This is a genomic window from Cognatishimia maritima (assembly GCF_900129685.1).
Taxonomy (GTDB): Bacteria; Pseudomonadota; Alphaproteobacteria; order Rhodobacterales; family Rhodobacteraceae; genus Cognatishimia; species Cognatishimia maritima.
Genome location: NZ_FQWM01000002.1, coordinates 486388 through 501246, shown reverse-complemented (window position 1 = coordinate 501246; position 14859 = coordinate 486388). Strand labels below are relative to the sequence as shown.

Sequence of the window (14859 nt, the reverse complement as noted above, 5' to 3'; positions counted from 1 at the left end):
CAGAGCAGCAAAGAGAAAAACATGCGAATAATCGCGTTGATGATCAGTGTGGTACTGGTGCTGGGTGCCTGTACCTCGTCAAAATTCCAATTCTACGGTGGTCCAGAGGTCACGCGAATCCTTGTCTATAAGGAAGAGCGTAAGATGTTCCTGATGCATGAAGATCAGGTTCTGAAACACTATGATATTGGGCTGGGCTTCGCGCCTGAAGGTCACAAGGAACGGCGCGGGGACGGGCGAACGCCGGAAGGTGTCTACTGGATTGATCGACGCAATCCCAACAGTCAGTTCCACCTCTCGCTCGGCATTTCATATCCGAATGCTCAGGATCGCGCCTATGCGGCGCGGAACGGGCTCAATCCGGGTGGCGATATCTTTATCCACGGTCGTCCATGGCAAAACCGCAAGGGTGGTGACGATTGGACGGCAGGATGCATTGCGGTCACCAACAAAGAGATTCAGGAAATCTATTCCATGGTGCGCGAGGACACGCCGATCCTGATCTTCAGGTGACCATCTGGAACAGTGTACGGTCATGGGTGCGGGCCGATCTTGGCCCGACCAACTTATTGTAGACCGAGCGGGGAATCCGACAATTCAGCAAGTCGGTCATTTGGGACCAACGAGGGCGCGCCCATTACAAGGGTCCACCAAATCTTGCCATTGCTTTCTTGATGCCACGCGAACCCCATATCAGTTGCTACAGGATCCAGGATGACTGCACGAGAGCCCGGCTCTTCCATCCACGCGGCAAGCGTGTCGAGTTCGGTCTCATAGGTCTCTGAGATCGCCTCCCCCACAAGGAAGCCGGGGTAGCCAACACGCGCAACCCGGTCGATTGGTGATGAGCCATCAGAGCCAAAATGCCAAGGGCGGTTTTGGATAGACATGTCCCGCGCGTGTGTGGCCGCAGCGGCCAGTAGCTTGGCATCCATTTCCACTGCCTGACGTCCTGCTGCGGTACGCAAGGCGTTTACGGAGTCCAGCATGCGGAACTGTATTTTAGACGTGTCAGAAGAGCGGATCTTATACAAACGCGGCAGCGGTTTCCCGTCGGACCCGAGTGGCGGTTCTGAAACTGTGGTCGCGCAGGCAGCCAATGTAAACAGAGCCAGTATTACCGCAATCAATCGCATCTTTTTGCCTTTCCGCATGGAACCTTTTCCGTCCTAACGCTTTAAACCTTAGAAGGTTGCGTTAAAAGCCCACATTCTTGTGTGATTGGCCAGATGACGCTTGTTTGATTTGCGACTGCGGCATTCCAGTCATAGATTGCGGCGAATCGCATAGATACTGAGGCGAATAACAATGAACGATGACCGCAAGTTTCAGCTGGGACGTCGATCCTTTCTTGCAACGGGGGCCGCTTTCCTAGGGGCGCCTGCGATTGCACAAGACGTGAACTCTGACACCACCACCGAGGTGGAGCGCGAAATCACGGAAACGGTGCGCCGCAATACATCAAGCTTCCGCTCGATGCGGTGGGAGCCTTATTTCGACAATCTTAACAACGGCGCGATCTTGGTGGATATCACCAGCCGCGCGCTGCATTTCTGGGGTGAAGACGGCACTTACAAGCTGTACCCAAGTTCTGTCCCGCTGACAGAAGACCTGACACGCCGCGGCCGCACAAGCGTGATTCGCAAGGTCGAAGGCCCAAGCTGGCGTCCAACGCCTGCGATGCGTGAGCGGAACCCAGAATGGCCAGAATACGTCGGTCCGGGCCCGGATAATCCGCTGGGAACCCATGCGCTTTACCTAAGCTGGACCTATTACCGAATCCACGGCACGCATGATACCCGTAAGATCGGACGCCGATCTTCGAACGGCTGTGTGGGTCTCTACAATGAACACATTGCAGAGCTTTTTGAGCTGGCAAAAGTTGGCACACAAGTGTTGCTAATTTGACGCCAATCACTCGTCACACCTCGTCCAGATCAGAGATTATAATTGCAAATCATACGCTTTGCTGTTTACTCCTGAGCTACGAGGTAAGTCTTGGGGACTTGCGTCGCAAGCACGCGTCGCAGGTGAACTACTTGGAGGTTACTATGAAAAAACTCGTTCTCGCAGCAGCTCTGACTGCAGCAGCATCCACCGCTTTCGCAGGCGGCATGGAAGAGCCAATGGTTGAAGCACCAGTTGTTATGGAAGAAGCAGCGTCTTCTTCTTCTAACTTCGTTGTGCCTCTGCTGATCCTGGCAGTTGTTGCGGCGGCAATGGCAGACTAATTCTGCCATCCGGTGAAACACCGAAAAGAAAAGGGTGCCGCTGGTCGGCACCCTTTTTTTGTTTTTGAACGTTTGAATCTGCGAAACCTTAGTCCAACCAGCCTTGCAGGTTCTTCTGCGCGATTTGGACCAGCGCCTGAATATGGGCGTCTTCATCGTTCAGGCAGGGGATGTAGGTGAAGTCCTTTCCGCCCGCCTCTTCAAAGCTTTCTTTGATCTCTTCATTGATCTCTTCCAGCGTCTCGATGCAGTCAGCTGAGAAGGCGGGGGCAATCACCGCGATGTTTTTCTTTCCTGCCTGCGCCAGCCGCGCGACCTCTTCGACGGTGTAGGGCTGCAACCACTCTTCCGGTCCAAACTTGGACTGGAAGGTTGTGATCAAGTCGGTATCCACCCAGCCAAGCTTCTCTTTCAACAGCCGCGTCGTTTTCTGACATTGGCAGTGATACGGATCGCCCTGCATCAGATAGCGCAGCGGCATGCCGTGATAGCTGACGACCAGAATATCGGGACGAGTGGTCAGGTTGTCGTAGGCGGTTTGCACCGATGCGGCCAAAGCATCAATATAATCGGGGTGATCAAAGTAAGGCTCAATCGTGCGGGCCGCCGGCTGCCAGGCTTCTTTCATCAGAGCGCGGAAAAACTGATCGTTTGCCGTCGCAGAGGTTGCCCCGGCGTAGTGTGGATAAAGCGGGAAAAACAAAATGCGTTCACAGCCGGCTGCCACCATCTGCCGGACTTTGCTTTCGGTCGATGGGTTGCCATAGCGCATGCAGAAATCGACCATGACCTGATCACCATAACGCGCCGCCATGGCTTCTGCGAATTTGGCTGTCTGGTCCTTGGTGATCGTCATCAACGGGCTTTCGCCGCGGTCGTGGTTCCAGATCGATTTGTAAGCCGCGCCAGAGGTAAAGGGCCGTTTGGTCAGGATGATCGTTTGCAATAGCGGTTGCCATTTCCATGCCGGATAGTCGATCACACGTTTGTCAGACAGGAATTCGTTCAAATACCGGCGCATAGGCCAATAGCTGTAGTCATCAGGCGTACCGAGGTTTGCCAGAAGGATACCGGTTTTGGCGCGCGCGATCTTTGGGTGATCAGCGGGGGCGTTGGCTGGGCGGCTGTCGGTCATGATGGCGTCCTAGGCTTCAATTGGGTCTGTGCTGAGATAGCGCCTGCGCGCCATGGGTCAATTGCGATTTCAGTTATTCTGCGGGTTAGTCGCTGGGTAAACGCCCCTCGGAAGTTCCCAGCGCATCCGCCAGACGTTGTGCGGCAGAGCCGGGGCGGAGGGGTTTGGGCTGGCTGTCATCCGGTGCCCAGCCGGTCATAAAGATCAGCTCGAAGGTCGCCGTGATGCGCTCGTCTTGGGCATAGTTGGCGGCATAGATTTCTGCCGCCCGCCTCAGAATCGAGGGCCGCGTAAAGGCCCGGCGGCGATTGACCAGCGCGTTGGTTTCGCCCATCGCGCGCAGGTCTTTCATCAGGTGAAAGGCCGTCTGATAGCTGGCGGTGAGAGGGAGGCCATCGGCCACCGGCAGGGAAAACCCGGCTCGTTGCAGCAAGCCGCCAAGGTCTCGGATTTCTCCCATCGGCAATACGCGGGGCGAAAGCCCCCCGGTCAATTCCGATTCTGCCTGCGCAAGCGATGCGCGCAGCTCTTGCAGGGTTTGGCCTCCGAAACTCGCCGCCAAAAACAGCCCGTCGTTTTTCAATGCGTGGCGACATTGAATCAGCTGCCCAACCGGGTCATTCGCCCAATGCAGGGCCATGGCGTGGATGACAAGATCATGGGCGCGCGGGGTTAGGGCCAAGACGTCCTCATCCGGCACAATCACCGCATTTGGCAGACGGCCTTCCCAAATCGCGGGATAAGGCGTCACAATCGCAGGTGCGGTAAACGTCCTGTTAACCATCGATAAGCGATCCTGCAGATCGTCGGCTGCGTTGGTGTGCAAGAACAGGTCGCCCTCGTGGTCGGCACGAGCGCGATGCGCCAGCAAGGCGGTACGATCTGTCAGAAGCGGAGCGTTTTGCATGATGCGGACCATATGATCACTCAGCAGCAAGTTCAAACAGCCTTACAGGTGATTTTTCCACCGCGTTGCGTGGGTTGTGGCGATTTGGTCGGGACGGATTTTCACCTCTGCGGCACATGCTGGGCGGCGACGCCTTTTATTGGCGGCGTCGCCTGCGACGCCTGTGGGATGCCGCTGCCGGGTCATTTCAGTGACACCCATGTGCAGTGTGATGATTGCCTGAACACGCCGCGCGCTTGGGTGCAGGGGCGTGCGGTGCTGCTTTATGAAGGTCACGCGCGTCAGATGGTGCTGCGCCTGAAACACGGGGATCGACACGAATTTGCGCGACCTGCCGGGCATTGGATGGCGGAGGCCGCCAAACCCTTGATCACGAAGGACACGATCTTGTGTCCGGTTCCCCTGCATTGGTCGCGGCTATTGCGTCGGCGGTATAATCAGACAGTCCTTTTAGCGGATGTGATCGCGCGTCAGCTTGGCATTCAGTTGATCCCCGATCTACTGATCCGCACACGTGCAACTCGCGCGATGGAAGGGATGACCAAACCCCAGCGGATCGCCAACCTCCGCGCCAGCATGGCGCCCAACCCAAAATTCGCGCGGCAAATCAAAGACGCCAATATATTGCTTGTTGATGATGTTATGACCAGCGGCGCGACCTTTGCCGCAGCGTCAGAGGCCTGTTTGGCGGCCTTCGCCAGTCAAGTGAATGTGATCGCCCTAGCGCGCGTTGCAAAGCTTCCCTAGATGACGCATGACTAATTGCGACAGAAGGAAATGGCGATGGCACAGATAGAAATTTATACGCGGCCCATGTGCGGCTATTGCGCGGCGGCGAAGCGGTTGTTGCAACAAAAAGGCGTGGCGTTTGTTGAATATGACGGCTGGAAAGAACCCGCGCGCAAAGAAGAGATGATCCAGCGCAGCAATGGTGGGCGCACCTTCCCGCAGATTTTTGTCGACGGTCAACACATCGGCGGCTGCGATGACATGATGATGTTGGAACGTGCAGGCAAGCTGGACCCGCTGCTGGCCGCGTGATGAAAACCGCGCTGCTGCAGATCACGTCTTCGGATGACCCGAGCGCGAACTTGGCGGAGGTCACCGCTCTGCTTGCGCAGGCGAAAGACCATGGCGCAGGCTATGTTCTGACGCCAGAGGTCACGAATTGTGTGTCTGGCAGCCGCACGCATCAGCAGTCTGTTTTGCGCACCGAAGGCGAAGACGCCTTTCTCAGCGGAGTGCGTGATACCGCTGCGCGGCTGGGGCTGTGGGTGACAATCGGCTCCATGGCACTGAAACAAGACGGCCCAGACGATCGCTTTGTGAACCGCCAGTTCCTGATTGATCCCGCGGGCGACATCAAAGCGCGCTACGACAAGATCCATATGTTTGACGTCACCGTGTCGGAAACGGAAAGCTACCATGAATCCAAAGGCTATCGCCCCGGCGATAGGGCCTTGGTTGCCGTCACACCTTTTGCCAAACTCGGCCTTTCAATTTGCTATGATGTCCGGTTTCCCTACCTGTTCCGCGCTCTAGCGCAGGCGGGCGCCGAAGTGCTGACGGTGCCCTCTGCCTTTTCAGCCACCACGGGGGCGGCTCATTGGCATGCGCTCTTGCAGGCGCGGGCGATTGAAACCGGGTGCTGGGTGCTTGCCCCGGCCCAAACCCGCACGCATTCTGCCAGCCGGGGACCAACGCGCAAAACATTTGGGCATTCGCTTGTGGTTTCGCCCTGGGGCGAGGTGATTGCCGATGCGGGCACGGACCCGGGCGTGATCTACGTTGATCTGGATCGTGAAAAAGTGGCAGAAGCGCGTAGACGCATTCCGTCTCTGACGCATGACAAGGACTTTGATGGCCCAGACCCCCAGTGACTCCAACGCCTTGGCGGTCTCGCTCTTTAGCGAAATCCTGATGGCTGACCAATTGGCCCGCAGCCGGTTGAGCAAAGCCCTGCCCAAAGGCATGGAGTTGTCGCATTTTTCCGTGCTGAACCATCTGGCCCACACCAATAGCGAAAAAAGCCCGGCGCAACTGGCTAAGGCCTTTCACGTAACGCGCGGGGCGATGACCAACACATTGGGCAAGCTTGAAACCGCAGGCTATGTGCATATCCGCCCCGATTGGGACGACGCGCGCCGCAAAATGGTAGCGATCAGCACCGCCGGTCAACAAGCGCGCGATGCCGCATTGGCCCTGATTGCCCCCTTGCTGAGTGAGGTCGTCAGCGACCTCGGCGACCACCGCGTGCGCGGCGTGTTGCCCGTGCTACGAGAGTTGCGCGTGAAGCTAGAGGACGACGGGTGAAAGGCCGTAAAGGCATGAACCTGCTGGCCGTAATCGCGGCGGTTGTGTTCATGCTGGTCTACGCTGTGCCGACATTGCGCGGGGCGCATAAGGCCGAAGATTGCGCGGCAGAGGGTGGGCGCTGGGTGCATTCTGAAGGGTTTTGTGAGCGGTAGATAAAATCTATCCAGAGCACCCCGAAGAATTAGTAGTCTTAAATTAATTTTCTAGGGTGATTGTTTCCAAGCCTATTTGGATGATGTTTCCCATTTTGGGAAATTTCCTTGACGCTTTCCCAAAATGGGAATAACTAGGCCTCATTGGCAAACATAGAGGACGTTGGAATGTTTATTTTGGAGCGGCTGAATGCGTGTCATTGCCAGAAGTTCATTAATCGAATTCTATACAAAGCATCCGGAGTCGAAGGCCTCTCTTGAAACTTGGTTTCACGTCGCCAAATCCGCAAAGTGGGAAAAACCACTAGATGTAGCTGGAACGTTTTCGTCGGCGAAGGTTGTTAGTAACGACCGTATTCGCTTCAAGATCAGGGGAAATGATTATCGACTAATAGTCGCTTTTGATTTTGAACGCGAGATTGCCTTTATCAAGTTTATTGGCACGCATGCTGACTATGACAAGATCGATGCAGCTACAGTGTCGTCATATTAAGGTGCAAAATCATGTCCATTCATCCAATTCGGACGAAGGAAGATCATAGAAATGCCCTCAAAGAGATCGAAATGCTTTGGGGGGCGAAAGTCGGAACCCCAAATGGTGACAGGCTTGATGTCCTGTGTGTTCTTGTCGAGCACTACGAAGAGAAGAACTATCCCATTGAGGCTCCCGACCCGGTAGAAACTATTCGGATTTTTATGGAAGAGCATGGGTTCACTCAATCCGATTTTGGCTCTGTAATTGGCTCGCAATCTAGAGCATCAGAAGTTCTTCGAAAAAGTCGGAGGTTGAATCTTTCAATGATTCAAAAGGTTCGAGTGCAGTGGAAAATCCCAGCCGATGTCCTCGTTGCTCCGTATCATTTGGAAGTCGATAACCGCTAACTAAGTGCATAACACGGCGAGAGTCCAAGTTACCCACCCTTCCTACTCGCCGTCACATAGTTCACGCTCAGATCCCGCTCCGAAATCGACCAGCTCCACCCCAGCGGATTGAAGACAAACCCCTTCCGGTCCACCGGCTGCAGCCCCGCTTTTTCGAGCATGCCATACAACTCTTCTGGCGTGATGAATTTGTGCCATTCATGCGTGCCCTTCGGCAGCCAGCGCATGATCCATTCGGCGCCGATGATGGCGGCGCCAAAGCTTTTGCCGGTGCGGTTCAATGTGGAGCAGATCATCAGCCCGCCCGGCTTCACCAGTTGCTGACAGACCGTGATGAATTCCTGCGGGTCGGCGACGTGTTCGACAACTTCCATGTTTAGCACCACGTCAAACTGCTCACCGGCCTCGGCGATGGCTTCGGCGGTGGTGTGGCGGTAGTCGATCTCTAGCCCCGATTGTTCGGCATGAACCTGCGCGACCGGGATGTTGCGTTCGGCGGCGTCGGCCCCGATGACAGTGGCCCCAAGCCGGGCCATCGGTTCACTGAGCAATCCGCCACCGCAGCCGATATCCAGCAGGGTCAGACCGGCGAAGGGCTTGTCCGACGCAAGGTCACGATCAAATTCTGCGGCGATTTGACGTGTGATATAGTCCAGCCGACAGGGGTTAAGCATATGAAGCGGCTTGAATTTTCCGTTCGGGTCCCACCATTCGGCGGCCATGGCCTGAAACTTGGCGACCTCGGCAGGGTCGACAGTGGTCATCGTGGGTTGCATTCTAGCCTCCATGTGCTCATTTGGGCGCGCAATACTATATAGATCGAATATGGACAAACACTCGGGTCATAAACGCGCACTTCAGAATTTATTTCCGCCGATCGAGCCTTTCGATCAGCGCATGATGGATATGGGCGATGGCCATACGATTTATGTCGAACAATCCGGGCGCGCGGATGGCATTCCGGTTGTGGTTTTTCATGGCGGGCCGGGGGGCGGCGCAAGCCCGGCGATGCGGCGCTATTTTGACCCCGCGATCTATCGCGTCATTCTGTTTGATCAACGGGGCTGTGGGCGGTCCAAGCCGCATGCCTCGATTGAGAACAACACCACCTGGCACCTGGTTGCCGATATCGAACGTATCCGCACGGCGCTGGGCATTGATCAATGGGTGGTCTTTGGAGGCAGTTGGGGGGCAACGCTGGCCTTGCTTTATGCGCAGACGCACCCAGAGCGGCCTGTCGCGCTGATTTTGCGCGGCATTTTCCTGATGACGCAGGATGAACTTGATTGGTTCTATGGCGGCGGGGCCGGGAAATTCTGGCCCGAAACGTGGGATCGTTTTGAAGGTTTGATCCCAGAGGACGAGCGCGGCGACATGATCGCGGCCTACCACAAACGGCTTTTCTCAGGCGACCATGAGACCGAGGTGAAATTTGCCCGCGCGTGGGCGGCGTGGGAAAACGCCTTGGCCTCCATGGCCTCAAATGGTGTCTCTGGCACGCCCAATGCGGAATATGCGCGCGCGTTTTCGCGGTTGGAAAATCACTATTTCACCAACGCGGGTTTTCTGGAGTTTGACGGGCAGATTTTGGCGCATATGGACCGCATCGCACATATTCCCGGAATCATCGTGCAAGGACGCTACGATATGATCTGCCCGCCCCATTCCGCCTATGCGCTGGCGAAGAAATGGCCAAACGCGCGGCTGCGCATGATTTCGAATGCGGGCCACGCGTTAAGCGAGCCGGGCATTACGTCAGAACTTGTGCAGGTGATGAAAGACTTCGCAAACCTGTAGTTTCTGCGATTGCGAGGTTGTAAATTCCCGCAATCCGCGCTTTGCTGAGTCCCGCCAATGACTTAGGACAGCCATCTGATGACCCGCCTTGACAGACGTCACCTATTGAAGACCGGTGCCCTTGCCGGTGTTCTTGCGGCCTCTGGCATGCCCTTGGGGGCTACGGCCAAGCGCGGCGGGGTGTTGCGGTTGGGGGTTGGCGGTGCCTATGCCTCTGATCAGTGGGACAGTCGCACCCATCGCGGGAAATTCATGATCATGGCAGGCCATGGCGCGGTGTTTGATACGCTGACGCAAGTTGCCGCCAATGGGGAGCTGATCGGCGAGTTGGCGGAAAGCTGGGAAGCCAGTGCAGATGCCAAACGCTGGACGTTCACGCTGCGTCGCGGGGTTGAGTTCCACAACGGCAAGCTTTTTGAAGCTGAGGATGTCATTGCGTCATTGCGGCTGCATCTGGATCAGTCGGCGAACTCGCCCGTGCGGTTCATTGTTGCCGCGATTTCTGAAATGACGGCGCTTGGCAGTCATAAGATCGAATTCCAACTGGCCGCGCCGAATGCTGATTTTCCGTTCTTGATGGCGGATTATCACCTGTGCATTTACCCGTCTGACAATCTGGAACTGGCGCTTTTGCAAGGGATAGGCACCGGGCTTTACAAGGTGATCGGATTTGAGCCAGGCAAACGCGCCATGCTGGGTCGGGTGCGCGGGCATTATAAAGACGGCAAAGAAGGCTGGTTTGACGCGGTTGAACTGGTGGCCCTGAATGATGCAGAGGACCGCGCCCGCGCTGTGATGACCGGGCAGGTTGATGCGGTCAGTGACTTTGATCTCGCGCAGAAGGCAACGCTTGCCAAGCGCAAGCTGCTGCGCCTGACCGATGTGGTGGGCAACCAGCACATTGGCTATGCGATGCGTGCAGATCAGGCGCCAGCGCATGATGTGAACCTGCGGCGCGCGCTGAAATATGCGGTGGATCGGCAGGCGATTGTGGATCAGGCCTTGTTTGGGCACGGCCGCATTGCACAGGACCATCCGATTGGTCCGTTGAACCAATATCTGCTGCCAAATGAAAGCGCGGCGCGTTTTGATCCCGAGAAGGCACGGTATTACCTGCGCAAGGCAGGTGTGAAGCAACTGAACCTCACCCTTCCTGAAACCAGCCGCGCCCATTCGGCAATGGGGCGCATGGCCGAGTCCTTTGCGGCCCATACCAAGGCATCGGGCATTAACGTTTCGTCGAGTGCAGCCAGTGATCTGACCTTGCAGCCTGCTGTGTGGTCTGGGCGCGTCACTGAAGATTGGATCTTTTCGACGATGGCGGGCGAAGGGGCCTGGAACCAAAGCCAATGGCACAATCCCCATTTCCAACACCTGATGCTGAGCGCGCGGGCAGAGTTGTCGCCGGTCAAACGGCAATCGATCTACCAAGAGATGCAAGCGTTGATGGCGGATGAGGGCGGCGCTTTGATCCCGGCCTATGCGAATTTTGCAGACGCCCACCACGCGCGGTTGGCGCATGGTCCGGCGATTGGCAATCTCTTTGCGCTTGATAGCGGGCGCATGATTGAACGCTGGTGGTTCGCATAACGCGTTGGGGGCAGCCTCAACGATCTACGCTTGAACTAAGCCACAAGCGTCGTGATGGATTTGAGGAGGTCCAAAATGTCTGAAACCCCAATAATTGAAGAGCGCGAGAACGGCCCGCTTGTGGTCAAAGGCGTGACCCATATACGCATGTCAGACGGCACGATGGTTGAGGCAAAGCCGGTGATGGCCCTGTGTCGCTGTGGCGGCAGCAAAAACAAGCCTTTCTGTGATGGCAGCCACAATAACAACGGCTTCCAAAGTCGCGGCGGTACTCCGGCGGGGCGGGATCGGTTGCTGACCTATGAGGGCAAGGAGGTGTCCGTCACCTTTAACCCGCTGCTTTGTGCACATGCGGCGGAATGCGGTCGGTTGGCGAAACATATCTTTAATGCAAGCGAACGTCCTTGGGTGCAGCCAGACAATGGCACAGTTGATGAAGTTCGCGCCGTCATCGCCGCTTGCCCGTCAGGCGCGCTGGCGCTGGCTGATACCGATCCCGCGCATTTGACGGCGGATCGCCCGCATATCCATATTCAAAAGAACGGCCCCTATTGGGTATTGGATGTCGCCTCGCCCGTGCCGCCGCAGGCTGAAAACATGTCGGATCGCAAATATGTGCTGTGCCGCTGTGGCAAGTCGGGGAACAAGCCTTATTGCGACGGCACCCACCGGGACGCCAAGTGGCGGGACGACGCAGACTGAGGTACGCTCGCCGCGCGTCGCTCGGTTTGGCCCTTGAGTAGCCACGCCGCGCAGAAGGCCCAGATGCCAGCCGCCTCTAGCCAGAAAATCAGGTTCAGGTGTTCGACAATTGCCTGCGCTTGAAACCAATCAAAGGCGCGCACGAAGCTGGCGAAAGTGGCAATGATACCTGATGCAACAATGGTCCAGCCGCAGATTTGGTAGAACCGGCGCTCACCCACCGGTGCGGCGCGGGCAAAGATACGAAGGCAATATAGTGTCAGTGTGGTCAGAAACACGAAGCTTGATAGAAAGTGCAAGGCAACGCTGATCCGGTCGTCCATGATGGCATGGAAAAACGTCTCAACCCCGGTGGCGTGGGGTTTGTTCGGAAAAAGCGCGAGGCCAATCGCCGCTGCCCCGGCACCCAGACCTGTCAGGGTATCCAGCCAGTCGGTGTCAGGCCGACGTTCTGCGCGATAGGCCATCAGAAAAAGACCAATCGCCACCAGGGCCCCGACAACAAAGTCTCGCATAGAGGAAAAATAATAGTCGCTGATCGACGGTAAAACGTGGCCTTCGGTGATATAGCCACCCAGCAAAAGGCCCAGTGGAAAGATCATTGCGATCACACCCAAAGACTGCCGGATGTTGAAATATGTCACGTGAAAGGGATCGTTCGTGTCGTGCCGCATAGGGCGAGAGTGACCCAAATGTGTTACCGAAATCTTAGCCATGTTTTTGATCTGCGACCCACGCCCTTGGCGCAGCGTCAAAGACACCGGCCACACCCCCTTGCAGACTCAGATGTTTGTGCGTATATCCCCCTCAACAGCGGCGCGGCGGGCCTCGGGTCTGACGCTCCACCGAGAAAGATCGACGGGCCGCGGGCCCGTTTTTTTGTGTTTGAACAGGTATTGGACACGCATATGAGCAACCTGATTGCAAAATCCGCGATTGATCGCCGTTTGGCTGAGATCGTCGCGCCTGTGATCGAAGATATGGGGTTTGAATTGGTGCGCCTGCGTCTGCAGGGCGGCAAAACGCATACGCTGCAAATCATGGCAGAGCGCCCAGAGGGTGGCATTGCTGTGGACGAATGTGCAGAGATCAGCAACGCAGTCAGCGCCATTCTGGATGTCGAAGATCCGCTAAGCGATTCTTATGTGCTTGAAGTCGGCAGCCCTGGCATCGACCGCCCGCTAACGCGCCTGAAAGACTTTGACACTTTCGAAGGCTATGACGCCAAGATCGAAACCTCTGAATTGATTGACGGGCAGAAACGCTTTCGCGGCATTCTGGCGGGCGTCGAAGAGGATGAAGTCCTGATCAATATCGAACAGGGCGCTGACGGTGTGCAAACCGTTGGATTGAAATTTGACTGGCTGGCCGATGCCAAGCTGGTTCTGACTGATGAGTTGATTGCCGAAATGCTGAAGCAGCGCAAAGCGGCGGGCAATCTGGATGAAGACACTTTTGACGAGATCGAAACCGACACCGGTTCTGAGGAGGACTGAGTACATGGCAATTACCTCTGCAAACCAGCTGGAGCTTTTGCAAACCGCCGAAGCGGTGGCCCGCGAGAAAATGATCGACCCTGGGTTGGTCGTCGAAGCGATGGAAGAATCGCTGGCACGTGCGGCGAAGTCCCGCTACGGCGCGGAAATGGACATTCGTGTCTCTATTGACCGCAAGACCGGTAAAGCGACCTTTACCCGCGTGCGCACGGTTGTCGAAGACGAAGAACTGGAAAACTACCAGGCGGAGTTCACTGTCGAGCAAGCCAAGCAATATCTGGAAAACCCAGAGGTTGGCGACACTTACGTCGAAGAAATCCCGCCGGTTGAACTGGGCCGGATCGCGGCGCAATCTGCGAAACAGGTGATCCTGCAAAAGGTTCGTGAAGCTGAACGTGATCGTCAGTACGAAGAATTCAAAGACAAGGCTGGCACCATTATCAATGGTCTGGTGAAACGCGAAGAATATGGCAATGTGATTGTCGATATCGGTCGTGGCGAAGCCATCCTGCGCCGCAATGAAAAGATCGGCCGCGAAAGCTATCGCCCGAATGACCGCATCCGCGTTTACATCAAAGATGTGCGCCGTGAAACGCGTGGCCCGCAAATCTTCCTGTCCCGCACAGCGCCAGAATTCATGGCAGAACTGTTCAAAATGGAAGTGCCCGAAATCTATGATGGTATCATCGAAATCAAAGCCGTTGCGCGTGACCCGGGGTCTCGTGCGAAGATTGCTGTGATCTCTTATGATAACTCCATCGACCCTGTCGGTGCCTGTGTTGGTATGCGTGGTTCCCGCGTGCAGGCCGTTGTGAACGAACTGCAGGGCGAAAAGATCGACATCATTCCTTGGAATGAAGACCAGCCAACTTTCCTAGTGAACGCGCTGCAACCTGCAGAAGTCACCAAAGTGGTTCTGGACGAAGAAGCGGGCAAGATCGAAGTTGTCGTGCCCGAAGAACAGCTGTCCTTGGCCATTGGCCGTCGCGGTCAGAACGTGCGTCTGGCATCGCAACTGACGAACCTCGACATCGACATTATGACCGAGGCGGAAGAATCCGCGCGTCGTCAGAAAGAATTCGAAGCGCGTACCAAGCTTTTCCAAGAAGCGCTGGATATCGACGAATTCTTCGCGCAATTGCTGGTGTCCGAAGGCTTTGCGAACCTCGAAGAGGTTGCTTATGTCGAGTTGGACGAACTGCTGGTGATTGACGGTGTCGACGAAGGCACCGCAAACGAACTGCAGGCCCGTGCGCGTGATCACCTTGAAGCGGCGGCAGCGGCAGCCCTGGAAGCGGCGCGCGCTTTGGGCGCCGAGGACAGCCTGATTGCATTCGAAGGTCTGACAGCCCAAATGGTAGAGGCGCTGGCGAAAGACGACGTGAAAACGCTCGAGGATTTCGCAACCTGTGCAGACTGGGAACTGGCCGGTGGCTGGACAACCGTCGACGGGCAGCGCGTCAAAGATGACGGTGTTCTGGAACCTTTCGGTGTGACCCTTGAGGAAGCACAAGATATGGTTATGACCGCTCGTGTGGTTCTTGGCTGGGTTGATCCGGATGATCTGGTTGCATCCGAAGACGATGCCGACGCCGAAGACGGCGACGCAGAAGCGCAAGCCGAAGCGTAAGCCAAGGGTCAGGAAAGCATC

The 14859-nt window shown here is 56.3% G+C and carries 20 protein-coding genes; 15 read left to right on the top strand and 5 right to left on the bottom strand.

Going from position 1 to position 14859, the window contains the following annotated elements:
• The first annotated feature begins 21 nt into the window (after window positions 1-21).
• Entirely contained in the window at window positions 22-513 is a 492-nt protein-coding gene (locus BUA39_RS07915) for a L,D-transpeptidase family protein (protein WP_072792512.1), read from the top strand.
• Window positions 514-566: 53 nt separating this feature from the next.
• On the opposite strand, the gene dalA is transcribed toward BUA39_RS07915, so the two are convergent.
• Window positions 567-1154 carry a divisome-associated lipoprotein DalA gene (gene dalA, locus BUA39_RS07910; protein WP_341349542.1) on the bottom strand — a complete coding sequence of 196 codons (588 nt, stop codon included), beginning with the start codon at window positions 1152-1154 and terminating at the stop codon, window positions 567-569.
• Between the two features lie 154 nt (window positions 1155-1308).
• Between dalA and BUA39_RS07905 the strand changes: the two genes are divergently transcribed.
• Together BUA39_RS07905 and BUA39_RS07900 are read left to right on the top strand one after the other, a co-directional pair.
• A complete protein-coding gene (locus tag BUA39_RS07905; protein WP_072792511.1) occupies window positions 1309-1908 on the top strand; it encodes a L,D-transpeptidase in 600 nt (199 codons plus the stop codon).
• Between the two features lie 143 nt (window positions 1909-2051).
• On the top strand, window positions 2052-2231 hold the full coding sequence (locus tag BUA39_RS07900; protein WP_072792510.1) for a hypothetical protein: 180 nt from the start codon (window positions 2052-2054) through the stop codon (window positions 2229-2231).
• 88 nt (window positions 2232-2319) lie between these two features.
• On the opposite strand, the gene hemH is transcribed toward BUA39_RS07900, so the two are convergent.
• Window positions 2320-3366 (bottom strand): ferrochelatase, encoded by a 1047-nt coding sequence (hemH, locus tag BUA39_RS07895; protein WP_072792509.1) that lies wholly within the window; start codon window positions 3364-3366, stop codon window positions 2320-2322.
• Window positions 3367-3451: 85 nt separating this feature from the next.
• Window positions 3452-4273, bottom strand: coding sequence for a methyltransferase domain-containing protein (locus BUA39_RS07890; RefSeq protein WP_072792762.1), 822 nt, complete (start codon window positions 4271-4273; stop codon window positions 3452-3454).
• A 12-nt stretch (window positions 4274-4285) separates the two neighbouring features.
• Between BUA39_RS07890 and BUA39_RS07885 the strand changes: the two genes are divergently transcribed.
• The 7 genes from BUA39_RS07885 to BUA39_RS07860 all read left to right on the top strand — a co-directional run bounded on the left by BUA39_RS07885 (window position 4286) and on the right by BUA39_RS07860 (window position 7623).
• Entirely contained in the window at window positions 4286-5020 is a 735-nt protein-coding gene (locus tag BUA39_RS07885) for a ComF family protein (protein WP_341349541.1), read from the top strand.
• A gap of 36 nt (window positions 5021-5056) precedes the next feature.
• A complete protein-coding gene (grxC, locus tag BUA39_RS07880; protein WP_072792508.1) occupies window positions 5057-5314 on the top strand; it encodes a glutaredoxin 3 in 258 nt (85 codons plus the stop codon).
• Window positions 5314-6153 (top strand): carbon-nitrogen hydrolase family protein, encoded by an 840-nt coding sequence (locus BUA39_RS07875; RefSeq protein ID WP_072792507.1) that lies wholly within the window; start codon window positions 5314-5316, stop codon window positions 6151-6153. The genes grxC and BUA39_RS07875 overlap by 1 nt, the downstream gene beginning before the upstream one ends.
• Window positions 6134-6586: a MarR family winged helix-turn-helix transcriptional regulator gene (locus BUA39_RS07870; protein WP_072792506.1), complete on the top strand. Its 453-nt coding sequence runs from the start codon at window positions 6134-6136 to the stop codon at window positions 6584-6586. The genes BUA39_RS07875 and BUA39_RS07870 overlap by 20 nt, the downstream gene beginning before the upstream one ends.
• Entirely contained in the window at window positions 6583-6741 is a 159-nt protein-coding gene (locus BUA39_RS16785) for a hypothetical protein (protein ID WP_165610498.1), read from the top strand. The genes BUA39_RS07870 and BUA39_RS16785 overlap by 4 nt, the downstream gene beginning before the upstream one ends.
• A gap of 190 nt (window positions 6742-6931) precedes the next feature.
• Entirely contained in the window at window positions 6932-7234 is a 303-nt protein-coding gene (locus BUA39_RS07865) for a type II toxin-antitoxin system HigB family toxin (RefSeq protein ID WP_072792505.1), read from the top strand.
• 11 nt (window positions 7235-7245) lie between these two features.
• A complete protein-coding gene (locus BUA39_RS07860) occupies window positions 7246-7623 on the top strand; it encodes a helix-turn-helix domain-containing protein (RefSeq protein ID WP_072792504.1) in 378 nt (125 codons plus the stop codon).
• A gap of 29 nt (window positions 7624-7652) precedes the next feature.
• On the opposite strand, the gene ubiG is transcribed toward BUA39_RS07860, so the two are convergent.
• On the bottom strand, window positions 7653-8399 hold the full coding sequence (ubiG, locus tag BUA39_RS07855; protein WP_072792503.1) for a bifunctional 2-polyprenyl-6-hydroxyphenol methylase/3-demethylubiquinol 3-O-methyltransferase UbiG: 747 nt from the start codon (window positions 8397-8399) through the stop codon (window positions 7653-7655).
• Between the two features lie 49 nt (window positions 8400-8448).
• On the opposite strand from ubiG, the gene pip reads away from it, so the two are divergent.
• From pip to BUA39_RS07840, 3 genes are all read left to right on the top strand, one after another.
• Window positions 8449-9420 carry a prolyl aminopeptidase gene (gene pip / locus BUA39_RS07850; protein ID WP_072792502.1) on the top strand — a complete coding sequence of 324 codons (972 nt, stop codon included), beginning with the start codon at window positions 8449-8451 and terminating at the stop codon, window positions 9418-9420.
• A gap of 78 nt (window positions 9421-9498) precedes the next feature.
• The gene (locus BUA39_RS07845; protein ID WP_072792501.1) at window positions 9499-11010 is read left to right on the top strand and encodes an ABC transporter substrate-binding protein; all 1512 of its coding nucleotides are present in this window, start codon (window positions 9499-9501) and stop codon (window positions 11008-11010) included.
• A 75-nt stretch (window positions 11011-11085) separates the two neighbouring features.
• Complete coding sequence (locus BUA39_RS07840; RefSeq protein ID WP_072792500.1) at window positions 11086-11712, top strand: CDGSH iron-sulfur domain-containing protein; 627 nt, start codon at window positions 11086-11088, stop codon at window positions 11710-11712.
• On the opposite strand, the gene BUA39_RS07835 is transcribed toward BUA39_RS07840, so the two are convergent.
• Window positions 11661-12473: a hypothetical protein gene (locus BUA39_RS07835; protein ID WP_131814578.1), complete on the bottom strand. Its 813-nt coding sequence runs from the start codon at window positions 12471-12473 to the stop codon at window positions 11661-11663. The two genes, BUA39_RS07840 and BUA39_RS07835, sit on opposite strands and share 52 nt — an antisense overlap.
• 147 nt (window positions 12474-12620) lie before the next feature.
• On the opposite strand from BUA39_RS07835, the gene rimP reads away from it, so the two are divergent.
• On the top strand, window positions 12621-13208 hold the full coding sequence (gene rimP, locus BUA39_RS07830; RefSeq protein WP_072792498.1) for a ribosome maturation factor RimP: 588 nt from the start codon (window positions 12621-12623) through the stop codon (window positions 13206-13208).
• A 4-nt stretch (window positions 13209-13212) separates the two neighbouring features.
• The gene (gene nusA / locus BUA39_RS07825; RefSeq protein ID WP_072792497.1) at window positions 13213-14838 is read left to right on the top strand and encodes a transcription termination factor NusA; all 1626 of its coding nucleotides are present in this window, start codon (window positions 13213-13215) and stop codon (window positions 14836-14838) included.
• The last annotated feature ends 21 nt before the right edge of the window (window positions 14839-14859 follow it).

Excerpts from the sequence above, each read along its gene's own strand:
- BUA39_RS07915 (WP_072792512.1), top strand. The coding sequence starts at position 22 with ATGCGAATAATCGCGTTGATGATCAGTGTGGTACTGGTGCTGGGTGCC.
- dalA (WP_341349542.1), bottom strand. The coding sequence starts at position 1,154 with ATGCGGAAAGGCAAAAAGATGCGATTGATTGCGGTAATACTGGCTCTG.
- BUA39_RS07905 (WP_072792511.1), top strand. The coding sequence starts at position 1,309 with ATGAACGATGACCGCAAGTTTCAGCTGGGACGTCGATCCTTTCTTGCA.
- BUA39_RS07900 (WP_072792510.1), top strand. The coding sequence starts at position 2,052 with ATGAAAAAACTCGTTCTCGCAGCAGCTCTGACTGCAGCAGCATCCACC.
- hemH (WP_072792509.1), bottom strand. The coding sequence starts at position 3,366 with ATGACCGACAGCCGCCCAGCCAACGCCCCCGCTGATCACCCAAAGATC.
- BUA39_RS07890 (WP_072792762.1), bottom strand. The coding sequence starts at position 4,273 with ATGCAAAACGCTCCGCTTCTGACAGATCGTACCGCCTTGCTGGCGCAT.
- BUA39_RS07885 (WP_341349541.1), top strand. The coding sequence starts at position 4,286 with ATGATCACTCAGCAGCAAGTTCAAACAGCCTTACAGGTGATTTTTCCA.
- grxC (WP_072792508.1), top strand. The coding sequence starts at position 5,057 with ATGGCACAGATAGAAATTTATACGCGGCCCATGTGCGGCTATTGCGCG.
- BUA39_RS07875 (WP_072792507.1), top strand. The coding sequence starts at position 5,314 with ATGAAAACCGCGCTGCTGCAGATCACGTCTTCGGATGACCCGAGCGCG.
- BUA39_RS07870 (WP_072792506.1), top strand. The coding sequence starts at position 6,134 with ATGGCCCAGACCCCCAGTGACTCCAACGCCTTGGCGGTCTCGCTCTTT.
- BUA39_RS07865 (WP_072792505.1), top strand. The coding sequence starts at position 6,932 with ATGCGTGTCATTGCCAGAAGTTCATTAATCGAATTCTATACAAAGCAT.
- BUA39_RS07860 (WP_072792504.1), top strand. The coding sequence starts at position 7,246 with ATGTCCATTCATCCAATTCGGACGAAGGAAGATCATAGAAATGCCCTC.
- ubiG (WP_072792503.1), bottom strand. The coding sequence starts at position 8,399 with ATGCAACCCACGATGACCACTGTCGACCCTGCCGAGGTCGCCAAGTTT.
- pip (WP_072792502.1), top strand. The coding sequence starts at position 8,449 with ATGGACAAACACTCGGGTCATAAACGCGCACTTCAGAATTTATTTCCG.
- BUA39_RS07845 (WP_072792501.1), top strand. The coding sequence starts at position 9,499 with ATGACCCGCCTTGACAGACGTCACCTATTGAAGACCGGTGCCCTTGCC.
- BUA39_RS07840 (WP_072792500.1), top strand. The coding sequence starts at position 11,086 with ATGTCTGAAACCCCAATAATTGAAGAGCGCGAGAACGGCCCGCTTGTG.
- rimP (WP_072792498.1), top strand. The coding sequence starts at position 12,621 with ATGAGCAACCTGATTGCAAAATCCGCGATTGATCGCCGTTTGGCTGAG.
- nusA (WP_072792497.1), top strand. The coding sequence starts at position 13,213 with ATGGCAATTACCTCTGCAAACCAGCTGGAGCTTTTGCAAACCGCCGAA.